Origin of the sequence: Gloeobacter kilaueensis JS1 (genome assembly GCF_000484535.1) — a bacterium.
Taxonomy (GTDB): domain Bacteria; phylum Cyanobacteriota; class Cyanobacteriia; order Gloeobacterales; family Gloeobacteraceae; genus Gloeobacter; species Gloeobacter kilaueensis.
On record NC_022600.1, the window covers coordinates 1,524,003 to 1,539,545 of the forward strand.

The 15,543-nt window shown below is 62.3% G+C and carries 13 protein-coding genes; 7 read left to right on the forward strand and 6 right to left on the reverse strand.

Translation table 11 applies throughout. The features are described from left to right. Positions 1-46: 46 nt before the first annotated feature. On the reverse strand, positions 47-3,130 hold the full coding sequence (locus GKIL_RS07295) for an efflux RND transporter permease subunit (protein WP_023172850.1): 3,084 nt from the start codon (positions 3,128-3,130) through the stop codon (positions 47-49). Between the two features lie 91 nt (positions 3,131-3,221). Continuing rightward, positions 3,222-4,022: a carbohydrate ABC transporter permease gene (locus tag GKIL_RS07300; RefSeq protein WP_023172851.1), complete on the reverse strand. Its 801-nt coding sequence runs from the start codon at positions 4,020-4,022 to the stop codon at positions 3,222-3,224. Positions 4,023-4,124: 102 nt separating this feature from the next. On the opposite strand from GKIL_RS07300, the gene GKIL_RS07305 reads away from it, so the two are divergent. Both GKIL_RS07305 and GKIL_RS07310 read left to right on the forward strand, forming a co-directional pair. Continuing rightward, the gene (locus GKIL_RS07305; protein WP_023172852.1) at positions 4,125-4,526 is read left to right on the forward strand and encodes an MAPEG family protein; all 402 of its coding nucleotides are present in this window, start codon (positions 4,125-4,127) and stop codon (positions 4,524-4,526) included. 36 nt (positions 4,527-4,562) lie between these two features. Next, positions 4,563-5,147 carry a fasciclin domain-containing protein gene (locus GKIL_RS07310; RefSeq protein WP_023172853.1) on the forward strand — a complete coding sequence of 195 codons (585 nt, stop codon included), beginning with the start codon at positions 4,563-4,565 and terminating at the stop codon, positions 5,145-5,147. A 108-nt stretch (positions 5,148-5,255) separates the two neighbouring features. Here GKIL_RS07310 and htpG read toward each other — a convergent pair whose 3' ends face one another. After that, positions 5,256-7,097: a molecular chaperone HtpG gene (gene htpG / locus GKIL_RS07315; RefSeq protein ID WP_023172854.1), complete on the reverse strand. Its 1,842-nt coding sequence runs from the start codon at positions 7,095-7,097 to the stop codon at positions 5,256-5,258. 129 nt (positions 7,098-7,226) lie between these two features. On the opposite strand from htpG, the gene GKIL_RS07320 reads away from it, so the two are divergent. Next, positions 7,227-8,246 carry a DUF3667 domain-containing protein gene (locus tag GKIL_RS07320; RefSeq protein ID WP_023172855.1) on the forward strand — a complete coding sequence of 340 codons (1,020 nt, stop codon included), beginning with the start codon at positions 7,227-7,229 and terminating at the stop codon, positions 8,244-8,246. Between the two features lie 260 nt (positions 8,247-8,506). On the opposite strand, the gene rppA is transcribed toward GKIL_RS07320, so the two are convergent. From rppA to chlG, 3 genes are read right to left on the reverse strand one after another with little or no spacing between them, the layout of a single operon-like run. Next, positions 8,507-9,175, reverse strand: a complete 669-nt coding sequence (gene rppA, locus GKIL_RS07325) for a two-component system response regulator RppA (RefSeq protein ID WP_023172856.1) — start codon at positions 9,173-9,175, stop codon at positions 8,507-8,509. 3 nt (positions 9,176-9,178) lie between these two features. Continuing rightward, the gene (locus GKIL_RS07330) at positions 9,179-9,946 is read right to left on the reverse strand and encodes an MlaE family lipid ABC transporter permease subunit (RefSeq protein WP_023172857.1); all 768 of its coding nucleotides are present in this window, start codon (positions 9,944-9,946) and stop codon (positions 9,179-9,181) included. Between the two features lie 6 nt (positions 9,947-9,952). After that, positions 9,953-10,954, reverse strand: a complete 1,002-nt coding sequence (chlG, locus tag GKIL_RS07335) for a chlorophyll synthase ChlG (protein ID WP_023172858.1) — start codon at positions 10,952-10,954, stop codon at positions 9,953-9,955. A 116-nt stretch (positions 10,955-11,070) separates the two neighbouring features. On the opposite strand from chlG, the gene GKIL_RS07340 reads away from it, so the two are divergent. The 4 genes from GKIL_RS07340 to GKIL_RS07355 are packed head-to-tail and all read left to right on the forward strand — an operon-like array spanning position 11,071 to position 15,439. Then, a complete protein-coding gene (locus tag GKIL_RS07340; RefSeq protein WP_023172859.1) occupies positions 11,071-12,345 on the forward strand; it encodes a helix-turn-helix domain-containing protein in 1,275 nt (424 codons plus the stop codon). Beyond that, entirely contained in the window at positions 12,345-13,154 is an 810-nt protein-coding gene (locus tag GKIL_RS07345) for a thiazole synthase (RefSeq protein WP_023172860.1), read from the forward strand. The genes GKIL_RS07340 and GKIL_RS07345 overlap by 1 nt, the downstream gene beginning before the upstream one ends. A 42-nt stretch (positions 13,155-13,196) precedes the next feature. After that, positions 13,197-14,738 carry a bifunctional pantoate--beta-alanine ligase/(d)CMP kinase gene (locus GKIL_RS07350; protein ID WP_051382933.1) on the forward strand — a complete coding sequence of 514 codons (1,542 nt, stop codon included), beginning with the start codon at positions 13,197-13,199 and terminating at the stop codon, positions 14,736-14,738. Beyond that, complete coding sequence (locus GKIL_RS07355) at positions 14,735-15,439, forward strand: M15 family metallopeptidase (RefSeq protein WP_023172862.1); 705 nt, start codon at positions 14,735-14,737, stop codon at positions 15,437-15,439. Before GKIL_RS07350 ends, GKIL_RS07355 begins: the two co-directional genes overlap by 4 nt. The last annotated feature ends 104 nt before the right edge of the window (positions 15,440-15,543 follow it).

Sequence of the window (15,543 nt, forward strand, 5' to 3'; positions counted from 1 at the left end):
GTACAGAAAACCGGGTCAGGACTACCTCGCAGTTACACGGGTATACTCACTCCTGCTGGGTGGGGGCAGAGACGGCTGGCCGGGTTGGTTGCAGGCGGGCGAACAGGCGAGCCAGAACCAATTGCAAATCGTCTACCAGGGTAAAGACCACCGGCACGACGATCAAGGTGAGCAGGGTCGAGGTCATCAGGCCGCCGATCACGGCCACAGCCATCGGAGAACGCACCTCGGCTCCGGCTCCCCAGCCCAGGGCAATCGGCAGCATCCCGGCAATCATAGCGACGGTGGTCATCAAGATCGGTCGCAACCGGGAGCGACCGGCGTTCGTGAGGGCATCGCGGCGGGACATACCCTCCCGGCGGGCGAGCAGGGCGTACTCGACGAGCAAGATCGCGTTTTTGGTGACGAGGCCCATGAGCATGAGGATGCCAATCAGGGCGTAGAGGCCCAGAGCTTTGCCGAAGGCGAGCAATCCGAGCACGACGCCCCCCAGCGACAGGGGCAGCGACATCATGATCGTGAGCGGCTGCAAAAAGCCGCCAAAAAGCAGCACCAGCACCGCGTAGATGAGTAGCACCGCCGCCGCCATCGCTCCGCCGAAGTTCTCGAAGACATCCTTCTGGTTTTCGGCGTCGCCTTTGAGCTGGGCGCGCACCCCCGGAGGCAGGTTGCGCAGTGCCGGCAAGGCCAGTACCCGCGCCACCGCCGGTCCCAGTTCTGTTCCAGGCAAAAGATTCGCACCGACCGTCACCTGCCGGGAGCGGTCGTAGCGGTCGATCTGGGCGGTGCCACTGGTCATCTCGATGTCGGCGACGGCCTTGAGCGGAATCAGACTGCCGCTGGCTGTCGCCACCTGCAGGTTGCGGATCGTCTCAAGGTTGGAGCGGAAGGCCGGGTCGAGCTGGACGCGGATGTAGATCTGGCGGCCTGGCAGATTGAAGCGGGCCAGGTTGGCGTCGCTGTCGCCCAGGGTGGCGACCAGGGCGGTGCGGGCGATCGACTGCACCGAGACGCCCAGTTCGGCGGCCCGGTCAAAGCGCGGGCGCACCTGGATCTCGGGGCGGCGGATGGCGGCGCTGGAGCTGATGTCGGTGAGGCCAGAAAGCGAGCGCATCTGGTCTGTGAGCAGGGCCGCTTCGCGCTCGAGGGCAGCGGAATCGTCGCCTTTTAGCACAACCTGCAATGCCTTGCTGGTGTCCCAGCCGGTTCCGGCGAAGGCAAACCGGATGCCGGGAATCTCGATGAGCGCCTTTCTGATGTCGGCCTCGAACTGCTGCTTGGATTTGCGCTCACTGCGCGGTTTGAAGGTGACATAAAAATTGGCCTGGTTCACCCGGTTGTCGTTCTCCCAACTGCCCATATCCGATTCGAGCTTTTCTACTTCCGGCTGGGCCAGCAGAATGTGGTTGACCGCTTCGACGGCCCGGCGGGTGCTCTTGAAGGTCGTACCGGGGGGCAGTTCGATGTTGAGGGTGCTCTGGCCATCGTCGAACGACCCGATCAAGGCGGTCGGAATCGCCTGAAACAGCACCAGGCTCCCGGCAAAAAAAATCGCCGCGAGCAAGACGGCAACCAGCCGCCGATCGAGGGCCCAGCCCAGACAGCGCTCGTAGAAGCGCATGAGCCACGAGCGCTCTGTCCTGTCCGGCAGTGGCACCAGCAGATAGGCGGCCATCAGGGGCGTCGCCATGCGCGCCACCAGGAGCGAGAAGAGCACCGCCGCTGCGACGGTGATCCCGAACTGGCGGTAGAACTGGCCCTGGATGCCGCCCATAAACGCCACCGGCACAAAGACGGCCACGATCGTCATCGTGGTTGCCACGACTGCGAGGCCAATCTCATCGGCAGCGTCGAGGGCGGCCTGGAAAGGCGGCTTGCCCATGCCGATGTGGCGGACGATATTTTCGATCTCGACGATCGCATCGTCTACGAGAATCCCCACCACCAGCGCCAGCGCCAGCAGCGTCATGCTGTTGAGCGTAAAGTTGAGGCTCCTCATCACCGCAAAGGCAGGAATCGCCGATAGCGGCATCGCTAGAGCAGCGATAAAAGTCGATCGCCAGTCGCGCAGGAATACCCAGATCACCACCACCGCCAGCGCCGCCCCGAGGAGCAGTGCCTCGATCGACGCGCTGTAGGATTCGCGCACGTAGTCTCCGAGCGTCCAGGTCAGGTCGATGTGAATGTCGGAGGGCAGCGTGCGGCGCAACTGCTCGACTTTTTTGGCGATTGCTGTCTCAACACCTACCAGGTTGCTTCCCACCGAGCGGGCGACCTCGAAGGCGACGCCCGGTTTGCCGTCGAGGTAGGCGAGCTGGCGCTGTTCACCGGTGCCATCGATCACCCGGCCCAGGGTATCGAGCCGGGCGTAGCGCCTGTCCGGCAAGGCGATCATCGCACTGGCCAATTTTTCGACCGTGGGAGCGCTGCCCAGGGTGCGGATCACCTGCTCGCTTGTGCCCAGTTCCCCCCGGCCCCCCGGCAGATCGATATTGAGCGCACGGATCTGAGCATGGACCTGATCTGCGCCGATCCCAAGCGCCTGGAGTCTCTGGGGATCGAGCAGAACCCGCACCTCGCGGCTCACCCCACCAAAGCGCGACACCCGCGAGACGCCGGGAATCGAGAGCACGGCGCGGGAGATCTGGTTATCGACCAGCCAGCTCAATTGAGCAGCGGTGCGCTGCTTCGAGGAAACCGTGTAACCGAGAATCGGTCCGCCCACTTCGTCGATGCGCCGCACCACCGGCTGGTCGATCGCCTGGGGCAGCGAGGCGCGGATCTTGGTCACCGCATCGCGCACGTCGTTTACGGCCCGGTCGGTGCTGGTGCCCAGGATAAATTCGATGCGCGTCGTCGAAGAGCCATCGACCACCGTCGAGCTGATGTGCTTGATGTTGCCCAGGCTTGCCACCGCATCTTCTACCTTGCGCGTCACCTGGGTCTCCAGTTCTTTGGGAGCGGCCCCAAGCTGGGTAACCGTCACCGAGACGGCGGGTACATCGATGTCCGGATCCGCCGCGATGCCAAGGGTCAAAAAGGCTGCGACACCGCTCACGGTGAGCAGCAAAAACAGCACAAACGTCGGTACCGGGTTGCGAATCGACCAGGCGGAAATATTCCAGCGCATGGCAAAGAGCGAACGTTCGTAAGACAACCGTAGCTGTCAGGTTCTCTATCCTACCTGGAAAACTGCAATGCCGGGCTGCAAGCGCCCACCTTCAGTTCTTCAATCCGGTCGTCGCGATGCCGCGCACCAGTTGGCGCTGGCCCAATAAAAACAGGGCAACGACAGGCAGGGAGCTGATCACTGTCGCCGCCATCAGTACCGAAAAATCGGTGGCAAAGCGCTCTTGAAAGCGGCTGAGGGCCAGTTGCACGGTGAGCAGATTGCCCGCCGGGGCAAAGACCAGCGGCTTGAATAGATCGTTCCACTCGGCGATAAACGTAAAGAGCCCGAGGGTGACGAGGGCCGGGCGAGAAAGGGGCAACAGCACCTCCCAGAGCACCTGCAAGCGATTCGCCCCATCGATGAAGGCCGCTTCTTCGAGGGCGCGGGGCACACCCAAAAAAAACTGGCGCAACAGATAAATGCCGTAGCCGTTGGCCGCCGTCGGCAACACCAGCGCCCAGAAACTGTTGACCAGCCCGCCGGTTCTCAGCACCAGAAAGATCGGCACCACCAGCACCTGATAGGGAATGACGATCGTGGCGAGCACCAACAGCAGCACCCCCTGCCGCCCGCGAAAGTCGAGGCGGGCGAGGGCGTAACCGGCCAGGGCAGAGGTGACGATCTGCAGGGCCGTCACCGCAAGCGCTACCAGTGTCGTGAGGGCAAAGGCGAGGGGAAAATTTGCCCCGGCCCAGGCGGCCCGGTAGTTGGCCAGATTCCAGCGGCCCGGCGCAAGCCCGGTCACCAGTCCCCCCGGCTGCAGCGAGCCCACGACCACCAGCCCCAGGGGCAAAACGATCGTGACGGCTCCCAGAAGGACCACCAGCCAGCTCAGCGTCCGCCAGTTCAACCGGATTTTCCTCAAGACAAACAGGATTCTGACAGTCTGACGGCCAGAATGCAACCGGCTGCTGTGCGACAGCTACACTGTGGGGGCGCGTGCAGGATTGTGATGTCTGTCTCCCTGATTCCGCTTTATTGTCTGGCGGCAGCCGCTGCCCTCATCTATCTGCCGTTTGTGGTCGTCGCTTTTGCCCGCCTGCAGATTGGCCTCGACTACAGCGCTCCGCGTGCGATGTTCGACAAGTTGCCCCCCTACGCCCAGCGCGCCACTTGGGCGCACCAGAACGCCTTTGAATCGTTCCCGCTTTTTGCCGCTGCCGTGCTCATGGTCTACCTCACCCACCGCGAGGGTACTCTGGTCAATACCCTGGCTATCGCCTACCTGCCGGTGCGCCTTGCCTACAGCTTCTTTTACATCGCCGATATCCCGCCGCTGCGCTCTGCGATGTGGGCTCTCGGCATGGTCTGTATCGGTGGGCTGATGGCGATTGCGCTGCGGCTGGTGGGCTGAGCACAATAGGGCTTATTCACACTTGCGAGGACGGGTATGAAAGTGATCTTCCGCTTGGCTGTGCTTGTCAGTCTGGGGCTGGCTGCCCAACCCGCTTTCTGTCATGTCGCTCCCGCGCCCTCTAGGGGGACCGGCACGGTGGGGCGAGAAAACCGGGTGCTCATCGCCCAGTACCGCGACATCGTGGATACAGCCGCCGCGAACGGTTCCTTCAAGACCCTCGTCCAACTGCTGAAGCAGGCTGGGATCACCGAAGATCTCAAGGGCTTTGGCCGCTTCACCGTCTTTGCTCCCGACGACACCGCCTTCGCCGCCGTCCCTCCCGACATCTTGAAAATTCTCTCCGCCAACAGCGATCTGTTGGCCAAAGTGCTCACCTACCACGTCGTCGCCAACACCGAGCCTTACCTGGCCACCGACCTCAAGGGATCGCTGCGCACCCTCGAACGCAGCAAGGTGACGATCTCCTCGCGCAACGGCAGCCTCTACGTCAACGACGCCCGGATTACAAAGGCGGACGTGCCCGCCTCCAACGGCGTCATCCACGTCATCGACAAGGTGCTCATCCCCGACGATGTGCTGGTCGAAATCCGCAAGCTCCAGTCTGCCAGCACACCCTGAAACGTTCTCAATCTGACCACGGGGCGGAGCTGTACTCCGCAGAAAAGGGAAACCGTAAAAGAAATCAACCGCTCACCCCGGTTTGACAGTTCAAGGATATACCCGCGCTCAAACCGCCCGCGTCGCAAGACGAGTAAGCACGTCGTTGGAGCGCTGGATGAACTGGCCCATCGCCGCCGCGTCGAAGCTCTTTTGCGAGAGCAGGGCCAGATCGTAGACGTGCTGACAGATGAGCGATACGAGCTTTTCGTCGCCGCCGGTATCTTCCAGTCGCTGCAGATTCTGAATGAGCGGGTTGCTGGTGTTGACGACCAGAGTGTGGTCGTCTAAAAACTCCATCGGTTTTTGGTTGACCAGGGCGCTCATCTCCTTGATGCGCCGCAGCGACTCGGGCAACAGCAGCACCGCCGGGGTCGCCTCGGACTTGAGCGCTTCGGCGCGCACCTTCAGCCGGGCCTGGCCGAGTTTTTGCTGGAACAGCTCGATGAGTTGCTCGCTGCGGGTCTTGTTGGTATGGGGATCGACGATCTCGGCGGCCTTGTCCTTGTGGAGCACGCTCTCATCGAGGTCCGAATCGACGCGGGCAAAGCGCACGTCGCTATTTTGCCGCTCCAGAAACGAGACGAAGTGGCTGTCGATGTAGGCGTCGAGGACGAGCACCTCGATGTCTTGGGATTTCAACAGATCGATGTAGGGTGCCTGGGCACCGGTGTCGCTCGTGTAGTAGAGCTTACCGGCGGTGCGCTCCTTGTTGCGCTCGATGTAGTCGGAGAGCGTTGTGAAGCGGTCCTCGCCTGCGATCTCAAAGATCAAGATGTCCTTGACCTGTTCGTAGAACTTGTCGGAGTTCATCACGCCGTACTTGATGAACATGTTGATGTCCTTCCAGCACTGGACGTAGCGCTCGTAGTCCTCCTTGTAGAGTTCTTTGAGGCGGTCGCCGACTTTGCGGGTGATGTAATCGGCGATCCGCCGCACGGTGCGGTCGTTTTGCAAGAACGAGCGCGAGACGTTGAGGGGAATGTCGGGGCTATCGACCGCCCCCTGCAGGGGAGCAAGAAACTGGGGGATGATTTCTTCGACGTTGTTGCTCACGAAGACCTGATTGCAGAACAGGCGGGTCTGCCCCTTCGTCCAGTCGAGGTCCGCCCTGAGCCTGGGAAAGTAGAGAATACCCTGGAGGTTGAACGGGTAGTCGGTGTTGAGGTGAATCCAGAACAGGGGCTCCTCGCCCAGCGGGTAGAGGTAGTTGTAGAACTCCTTGTAGTCCTCGTCTTTGAGGCTACCTGGAGACTGGGTCCAGAGCGGTTTCTGGCGGTTGGCCCCCTCGCCGTTGAATAAAATCGGCACCGGCAGAAAGTCGCAGTAGTTGCGGATCAGGTCGCGGATTTTTGCCTCGTCGAGAAATTCGGCGCTCTCGTCGTCGATAAACAGTTTGACCGACGTGCCGCGCTCGGCGCGATTGGAGGAGGTGAGCTCAAAGGCGGTCGTGCCGTCACAGCTCCAGAGCACCGCCTCCGAACCGCTCTTGTAAGAAAGCGTGTCCAGCTCGACGCGGCGCGCCACCATAAAAGCCGAGTAAAAGCCCAGGCCAAAGTGGCCGATGATCTGCTGCTTGACATCGCCGCCCTGGTACTTTTGCAAAAACTCTTCGGCGCTGGAGAAAGCCACCTGATTGATGTACTTTTTGACTTCCTCGGCGGTCATGCCGATGCCGTTGTCGCTCACCGTCAGGGTTCTGGCGTCCTTGTCGAGATCGACGCGAATCTCGTACTCCTCGCCGCTCGTCTGAAATTCGCCCGAGTAGCCGATCAGGCGCAGTTTGCTGATCGCATCGGCGGCGTTTGAAATCAATTCGCGCAGGAAGATGTCCTTGTCGGAGTACAGCCAGCGCTTGATAATCGGAAAGATATTCTCGGTATGGACAGAGATACTGCCGGTTTCCTTCATCGGGCCCGCTTAGAACGCTCAGATCTCAAGATAGCAAGCGGACAGCCGCCTTTTTTTATCCGTCCCAGGGCAGTTGCTAGGATAAGCGGTAAATAGAAGCGCTGCGTCGTCTTTCTGGCGATTATCTCGATGGCCGATCTCGATACAGAAGCCTCCCAGGATTCTCCCCCCTTAACCCGCGCTGAGCAAAAAGCGAAGTTGCGCCCAGGCCGGCGCTCGCCCATCTGCCTCAACTGTGGCGAGCTGACGCCGAGCAATTTCTGTGCAGGCTGCGGCCAGGCCAACAGCACCTACCGCGTCTCGACCCGCCAGATCGTGGGCGACTTTATCAACGACTACTTCACCGTCGATCTGAAGTTTCCTAAAAGCGTCCTGCCGCTGCTTTTTAAGCCTGGATTTTTAACCAGCGAGTACATCGCCGGACGGCGGGCCCGCTATATTGCTCCGCTGCGCATGTACCTGTTTGTGAGCGTCGCCTACTTTTTTATCCTGAGCCTCGACGCCAACAACCTTAAATTCAGCGACCAGCCCCCCAAGCCACCCGTAGCGGCAAAGGCCGCCAAAGCGGGCGCTCCCCCAGCAAAAGGGCCGCCCGACAAAGGGGTTCTGGTCTTTCCCCAAAGCAAAGAACAGCAGCGAAGCGCAAAAGCGGAAGTCGATACTCTGGACTTTGAGAGCGGCAACCCTACCTTCGACGCTTTTATGAAAAATCGGGTGCGCGACAAGGTCTCCAGCTATACGGTGCCCAACGGCGGACAGCGGCTGGTTCAGGACGCCCTCGACAACGTTCCGATCGCGATGTTCGTGCTGTTGCCTGTATTCGCGCTGTTGCTCAAGTTACTTTACTGGCGCGGCCATCACTTCTACGCCGAGCACCTGATCTTTTCTTTGCATTACCACTCTTTTGTCTTTACGCTTTTGCTGCTCGTCGCTTTTGTTCACAATAGCCTCGTCTCCCTGCTCAACGAGGCGGTGCTCTGGTCGGTGGTGCCGCTGGCAATCCTGGTATATCTGGTCTGGGCGATGAAGACGGTCTACCGGCAGGGTCTGGGCAAGACCCTGGTCAAATTTGTCCTGTTGCTGTCCGGCTACAGCACCGCCATCGTTTTTTCGATCGTCCTGGTGGCGCTGCTGCTGTTCCTGCGCTGATCTTTCATCGCTTCTTCATAATGTCGTATTTGCTTGGGGCGATGATGAATGAAGAGACCCACCTGCCAGATCAAACCCCCGAGCGAACGCGCCCCTCCTATGCCCCGTTCCCACTGAGTCAGTCTTCTCTTTGCGCTTCGGACCCATCGGTTTCCAAGCACAGGGGGCCTTGCCCCCAGAGGCGCAAAGCGTGAACGTCGCCATTCGTCCCGCGTTGTCAATCGATAGCTGTAACTTCGCCGGTTTAGCCGGCGATTTTTTTATGGCCCGAAGCGGTAGCCCTGGCCATAGACGGTGTGGATCAAGGCCGTGGCGCTTTGTTTGTCGATCTTGCGGCGCAGAAGTTTGATCTGGGCGGCGACGACATTGCTGTTGGGTTCTGCACTCGCCTCCCAGACGTGTTCGAGGATCTGGTCGTGGGTGAGCAGCTGGCCTGGGTGGCGCATGAAGTACTCCAGAAGCTGGTACTCTTTGGCAGAAAGATCGATAGGCCGCTCGCCCCGGTGGGCGAGCTTGTTGCGCAGATCGAGCACCAGATCGCCCACGCGCAACTCCTCGCGCTGCAGTTGCGGTGGTCGGCGCAACAGCGCCCGCACCCGCGCCAGCAGTTCGCGCAGCTCGAAGGGTTTGACCAGATAATCGTCCGCCCCGGCGTCGAAGCCCTCGATCTTGTTGTCGATCGTGTCGCGGGCGGTGAGCATCAAAACTGGCGTCGAGCGGTCTGCGGCGCGCAGGCGGCGGCACAGTTCGAGGCCAGAAAGGCCCGGCAGCATCCAATCGAGGATAAGCAGGTCGTAGTTTTGAGTGGAGAGCAGCTCCCAGGCTCCTTCGCCGTCGTAGCTGAGATCGACGATATGGCCCTCGCGGCCCAGTAGAGCGCCGAGCGGATTGGCCAGTTCCACCTCGTCTTCGACCAGCAGCAGCCGCATCGCCTAGAATCCCCGCTGGAGCGCCTGACCGGACCCCTGGAACAGCAGGGCGGAGAGCAAAAAGTTGACGATAAAAATAGCGAGCAGCGCCGTCACCACCGCCTGGGTCGTCGAGCGGCCCACCCCACGGGCACCGCCGGTGGTGGTGAGCCCCCAGTTGGAGCCGATGAGCGCAATCATCACGCCAAATACCGCTGCCTTGATGAGCCCCGCGATTAGATCCCAGCTGTCGAGCAGGCGTTGGGCCGACTCGAGGTAGAGCGAGGCGGAGAGCTGGTAGAAGTTGGTGGTGATAAACAGTCCCCCCGCCAGCCCGGTGACATCGGCCACCACCGTCAATACCGGCACCATCACCGCGCAGGCGATTACCCTGGGCACCACCAGATAGTCGATCGGGTCGGTGCGCAGCACCTCCAGCGCATCGATCTGCTCGGTGACGCGCATGGTGCCCACCTCGGCGGCAAAGGCAGAACCGACCCGGCCTGCAATGATGACGGCGGTGAGCACCGGGGCCAGTTCGCGGGTGAGGGCGAGGGCGAGCACCCCGCCGATCGCCGAGGAGGCACCGAAGGTAATAAATTCGCGCGCCACCTGAATCGTGAAGACCATGCCGATCGTGATCGCAGTGATCACCGCCACCAGCACCGACTCGGTGCCGACCACCGCCAGTTGATCGACGGTGTTGCGCCAGTGGATGCGCCCGCGCACCAGATGCACGAAGACCTGGCCGGTCAGCAGGGCCGCCGAGAGCAATTTTTCGATCCATTCCATAGGGCTTCAGACGCCTCCCAGGCCGAGAGCCAGACCTGTCACCAGCATGCCAAAGACTAAAAAAGGCTGTGAGCTTGCCTGGTAGCGCACATCCCCCGCCACCGGATCGGCAAGAAACCGCTTTTGAAAGACAATCTGCGGCAGGACGAGGGCTGTGAGGATGGCGGCGTAGAGCCAGCTGTGCAGCACGAGCAGGTAGGCGAGCACCCCGATCTGAAAGACATCGATCATCGATACACAGATCCAGGCGGCCTTTTGGGTACCGAAGATCACCGGCAGCGACTTCAGCCCGAGGCGGCGATCGCCTTCGATACTCTTGAAGTCGTTGACGATTGCGATCCCCAGCCCGGCGAACGAATAAAACAGTGTCAAAGCGATGAGCGTCGGACTCAAGGTGCCGAACAGGGCGTGGCCGGCCCACCACGGTAGCGCGATATAGCTCGCCCCGAGGGCGTAGCTGCCGAGCCAGCCGTTTTGCTTGAGCTTGAGGGGCGGAGCCGAGTAGATATAGGCCACAAGAGCACCAAAGACCGTGAGGCCACAGAGCACAAAGGGCGTATGGCGCGCTCCGAAGGCCGCCCCGGCCCAGAGATCGAGGCCCAGCGCCACCGCGAGACCGAGAATGAGCAGCACCCAGATCTGAACGACGACCTGGCCCAGAGCGATTGCCCCAGAAGGAATGGGCCGGTAGGGTTCGTTGATCGCGTCGAGGTCGCGGTCGTAGTATTCGTTGAGCGTCTGGGTATAGCCCGCCAGCAGCGGTCCAGCCAGGATCATGCAGAAAAAGGCGGCCAGACAATGCTCCCCGTTCCACTGAAAGCGGCCCAGCCAGTTAAATTGACCGGCGGAAGCGGTGCCGCACAGTACTCCCCAGATAAGCGGAATCCAGGTGACAGGCTTCATCAGTTGCAGGCGAATCTGCCAGGGGGCGCGCTCGCGGCTGGCCTCCGCTCCCCGGATACCCAGCAGGCGACGGAGGCGGCGGGTATCCTTTTCGGTGTTCTCCATTGCTTCGCTGTGTGACGATTCAGTTCATCTTACGCCAGGCAGGCTCGGGCCCAGGCTCTCTGCTTGTGGCTATCATGGGGAGGTTCCGCCAGCAAACACGGCAGCAATCATCCGCTATGGCCCGAGCGAAACTTACCGAGCAAGAAAAGCAAGAGATTCTTCGGCTTTATCGCGAGACTTCGATCACGACCACCAGACTTGCAGACCAGTTCGGCGTGAGCACCAGCACCGTCAGCCGCCTGCTTAGAAGCGAACTTTCAGAAGAAGAGTACGCCAGCTTGAGCGCCAATCGCCGCACGGCCCGCAGCGAGGAGGCAGCACCGGCAGCGGCGATCGAAAGGACCGATGGCACCTCCCAGCCCGAGCTAGAAATTGAAGCCACAGACCCCACGCCTGAACCTGAGCCGGAAGCCGCTTCTCCTGCTCTTGCTGCCATAGAAGCGCCGCCCCCCAGTGCCCCACCCGACGAGGTGCCCGTCGCCGAGATAGCGCCGGAGGTGCGCAGCGAAGAGCTGGTGGCCACGACTTTACCTGAACCGGAGGCTGCGCTGTCGCCGGAGCCGGATGGTGAGGCGAGCCGCCGCCGCCGCCGCCGCAGTGCGCCGCCGCCACCGCCAGTGCCCGAGCCCGAGCCCGAGCCAGTGGCAGTCGAGCCGGTGGAGGAGCCTGCTATTGCTATTGTCGAAGCGCCGCCCCTGCTGGCTATGGAGCTACCGCTTGTTCCAGCCGAGCCGGAGGTGGCAGAGGCCGTTGTGCTGCCGCCCCCTGTCGAGGAGAGCCAGCCGCAGCCGGTGCGCAGCCGCATCCTCAAAAAATCTGACCTCGCCCGGATGAATCCGCCCCCGGCGGCACCGGTGCCTTCGCAGTACGCCGAGCTGGAGGCCGAATTTGCCCAGTCCGCCAACCGCATCGCCGGTGAAGAGTTCGACGACGAGGACGATTTTGAGGAGGAGGAGGAGGACGACGGCATTCCCCTCGAACCGGAGCCGGTTGCTGCCGGGCCTGCGGTGCCGATCGAAGTCCTGCCCTTCGTGGAGGCGGCTTTTCCCCGTATCTGCTGGGTGGTAGTCGATCGGGCCTCCGAGTTGATGACCCGGCCCCTGCGCGACTTCAACAACATCGGCACGATTCCGGATACTGAGCGCGAGGCGATCACCCTGCCCATCTTTGAAAATCAGCGGGTGGCGCGGCGCTTCTCCAGCCACTACCACCGGCCCCTGCGCCTGCCGGTGCATCTTCTCAGTTCGACCCGCCAGTACCTGCTGCGCAAGGGCATCACCCGACTTCTGGTCGGCAAGCAGGTTTACTCGCTCGATCAAAATGCCGGGCTCGACATCGATGCCGAAAGCGCCGCCTTCAACGGCAGCGAGCCCGAGCAGGAGGAATTTTGATGGTCCAGCTGCAGTCCCCTCCCGAGACCCTCGAAATTGCGGGCCGCCGCTTTCGCTCCCGATTGATGACCGGTACCGGCAAGTACCGCTCCTTTGAGCAGATGCGCGCGGCGATCGAAGCTTCTGGCTCCGAGATCGTCACCGTCGCCATCCGCCGCGTCCAGGAGGGTGTGCCTGGCCACGGCGGCCTGGGCCAGCAGCTCGACTGGAGCCGCTACTGGCTTTTGCCCAATACCGCTGGGAGCAGCACCGCCGAGGAAGCGGTGCGCTACGCCCAGTTGGGCCGCGAGATGGCAAAAGTGCTTGGCCAGGAGGACAACAACTGGGTCAAACTCGAGGTCATCCCCGAGAGCAAGTACCTGTTGCCCGATCCCCTCGGCACCCTCCAGGCCGCCGAGCGGCTGATCAAACTGGGATTTGTTGTTCTGCCCTACATCAACGCCGATTTTCACCTCGCCCGCCGTCTCTGGGAGATGGGTTGCGCCACGGTCATGCCCCTCGGTTCACCGATTGGCTCCGGCCAGGGGCTGCAGAACGCTGCCGCGATTGCGCTCATCATCGCCGAATCGCCCGTACCGGTGGTGGTCGATGCCGGTATCCGCACCCCTGCCGACGCCTGCCGGGCGATGGAGATGGGAGCCCAGGCGCTGCTGGTCAACACCGCCATCGCCCAGGCAGAGGATCCTCAAGCCATGGGCCGGGCGATGGGCCTCGCCTGCGAGGCGGGACGGCTCGCCTTTGGGGCTGGAGCGATCCCGATCAAGCAGTACGCCAGTGCCAGCTCGCCCCTTGCCGGTCGGCTCGGCTGAAATATTTCTCGCTCGTCGCTTATCACGATTGCCATGAAGATCATCCGGACTGTGGCAGGACTCGAAGCGTACCGGCGCGTCCGCTCCGCCGTCGCGGGCCTCGACATTGGCCTGGTGATGACGATGGGAGCCCTGCACGCCGGGCATCGCAGCTTGATCGCCCGCGCCCGCCGCGAGAACGCGGCGCTGGTGGTGAGCATCTTCGTCAACCCCCGTCAGTTTGGCCCCAACGAGGATCTGGCGCGCTACCCGCGCCCGATCGATAGCGACCTTGCCCTCTGCCGCGATGAAGGTGTGGATGTGGTCTTCGTTCCTGAAGCGCAGGAGCTGTACCCGCCCGGTTTCGGCACCCAGGTGCTTCCAGACCCGGCCCTCACCAGTACGCTGTGCGGCCTCTCGCGGCCCGGCCATTTTCAGGGGGTGGCGACGGTGGTGGCCAAGGTGATCAACATCGTGCAGCCCGCCCGCACCTACTTTGGCCAGAAGGACGCCCAGCAGGTGGCGGTGATCCGCTCTGTCTGCCGCGATCTCAACTTGAGCAGCCGGATCGTCGCCTGTCCTATCGTGCGCGACAGCGATGGCCTCGCCCTCAGCTCCCGCAATATCTACTTGAGCCCTGCCGAGCGCACTACGGCCCTGGCGCTACCGGCTGCCCTGCACCGGTCGCTGGCGCTGTGGTCCACTGGAGAACGCCAGGCTACTGTCCTCGAAGCCGCCGTGCGCGAGCGTCTGGCAAGCGAAGCCAACTTGAGCGTCGAGTACGTGGCGATCGTCGATCCTGATGGGCTTTATCCCCTCGAACAGGTGCAGGGGCGGGCCCTGGTCGCAGCGGCGGTGCGGGTCGGCACCACCCGGCTCATCGACAACGTTCTACTGGGCCAGAGCGAGCAGCGCTCTTCGATCATCGCGATCGACGGCCCGGCGGGGGCCGGTAAATCTACCGTCGCCCGCCGCCTCGCCCTGCGCCTGGGCTTTCTTTATATCGACACCGGGGCGATGTACCGCGCCGTCACCTGGAAGGCGCTGACCCTCGGCATCGACCCCCAGGACGGTGAGCGGTTGAGTGACCTGACCCGCCGGATGACCATCCGCCTCGCTCCCGGCTACCAGAGTGCTTTTCCGACCCGCGTCTGGGTGGACGGCGAGGAGGTGACCCGGCAGGTGCGCGAGGAGGCGGTCTCGCTGGCGGTGAGCGCTGTCTCCTCCCACCCCGGCGTGCGCAGCGAACTGGTGGACCAGCAGCGCCGATTGGGCAAGCTGGGCGGCGTCATCCTCGATGGCCGCGACATCGGCACCCACGTCTTCCCAGAAGCCGACTTGAAGATCTTTCTCACCGCCGCCGTCGCCGTGCGCGCCCAGCGCCGGGCGGAGGATCTGCGCGCCAAGGGCCTGCCCGTTCCCGATCGCGATCTGCTTGAAGAACAGATCCGATCCCGCGACGAGCAAGATTCCAGCCGCGCCTATGCCCCCCTGCGCAAGGCGACCGACGCCATCGAAGTCGTCACCGATCACTTCAGCATCCAGCAGACCGTCGAGCGGTTGCTCGCCCTCTACCGCGAAAAAGTCGAGGGCGACCACCCATGAGTCCCGGACCGCAGTCCTACCAGCAGGTACCGATCGTCGAGTGCGGCGAAGCCCTGGTTGAGTTGCCGGTCGAATTCGCCCGCCAGACGCCTCATCCTTACGCGGTTCTCGGAGCCCCCTACGGCCAGGGCACACCCTTTGCCCTGCGCACGGGCGTCGTCCAGAAGCTCATCGCCGCCCAAAATTTCTTGCAGGCCCGGCACCCCGAACTGCGGCTCCTGATCTTCGATGCCTACCGGCCCGTCGCCGTCCAGCAGTTTATGGTCGATTGGACGTTCGCGGATCTGGTGGCTCGCGCCAATCAGCAGCCAGAAGAACTGTCTGTCGAACAAAAACAAGCTTTCTACCAGCAGGTCTACCAGTTCTGGGCCAGACCCAGCCTCGATCCGGCTACCCCGCCGCCCCACAGCACCGGGGCCGCCGTCGATCTCACCTTGCTCACCGAAGCTGGCACTCCCGTAGCGATGGGGGGAGATATCGATGAAATCGCACCCCACTCCTACCCGGATCACTACGCTGCAGCCGATTTGCCTGCCGAACGCCAGTTTCACCACCTTCGCACCCTGCTGCGCTCGGCGATGACGGCTGCAGGTTTTAGCCAGCACCCGCGCGAGTGGTGGCATTTTTCCTGCGGCGACCAGATGTGGGCCTTTCATTCCGGGCAGCCTGTCGCCCACTACGGTGGATTGGTAGATTTTTAGAGGAGCATCACCACCAGGCCAAGCAATCACCCCTGCCACCTGCGCCTCTCAAAGGCCACTTTCAGCAGCACCGATTGCAGCTCGTCTGGCAGCAAAGAAGTCAG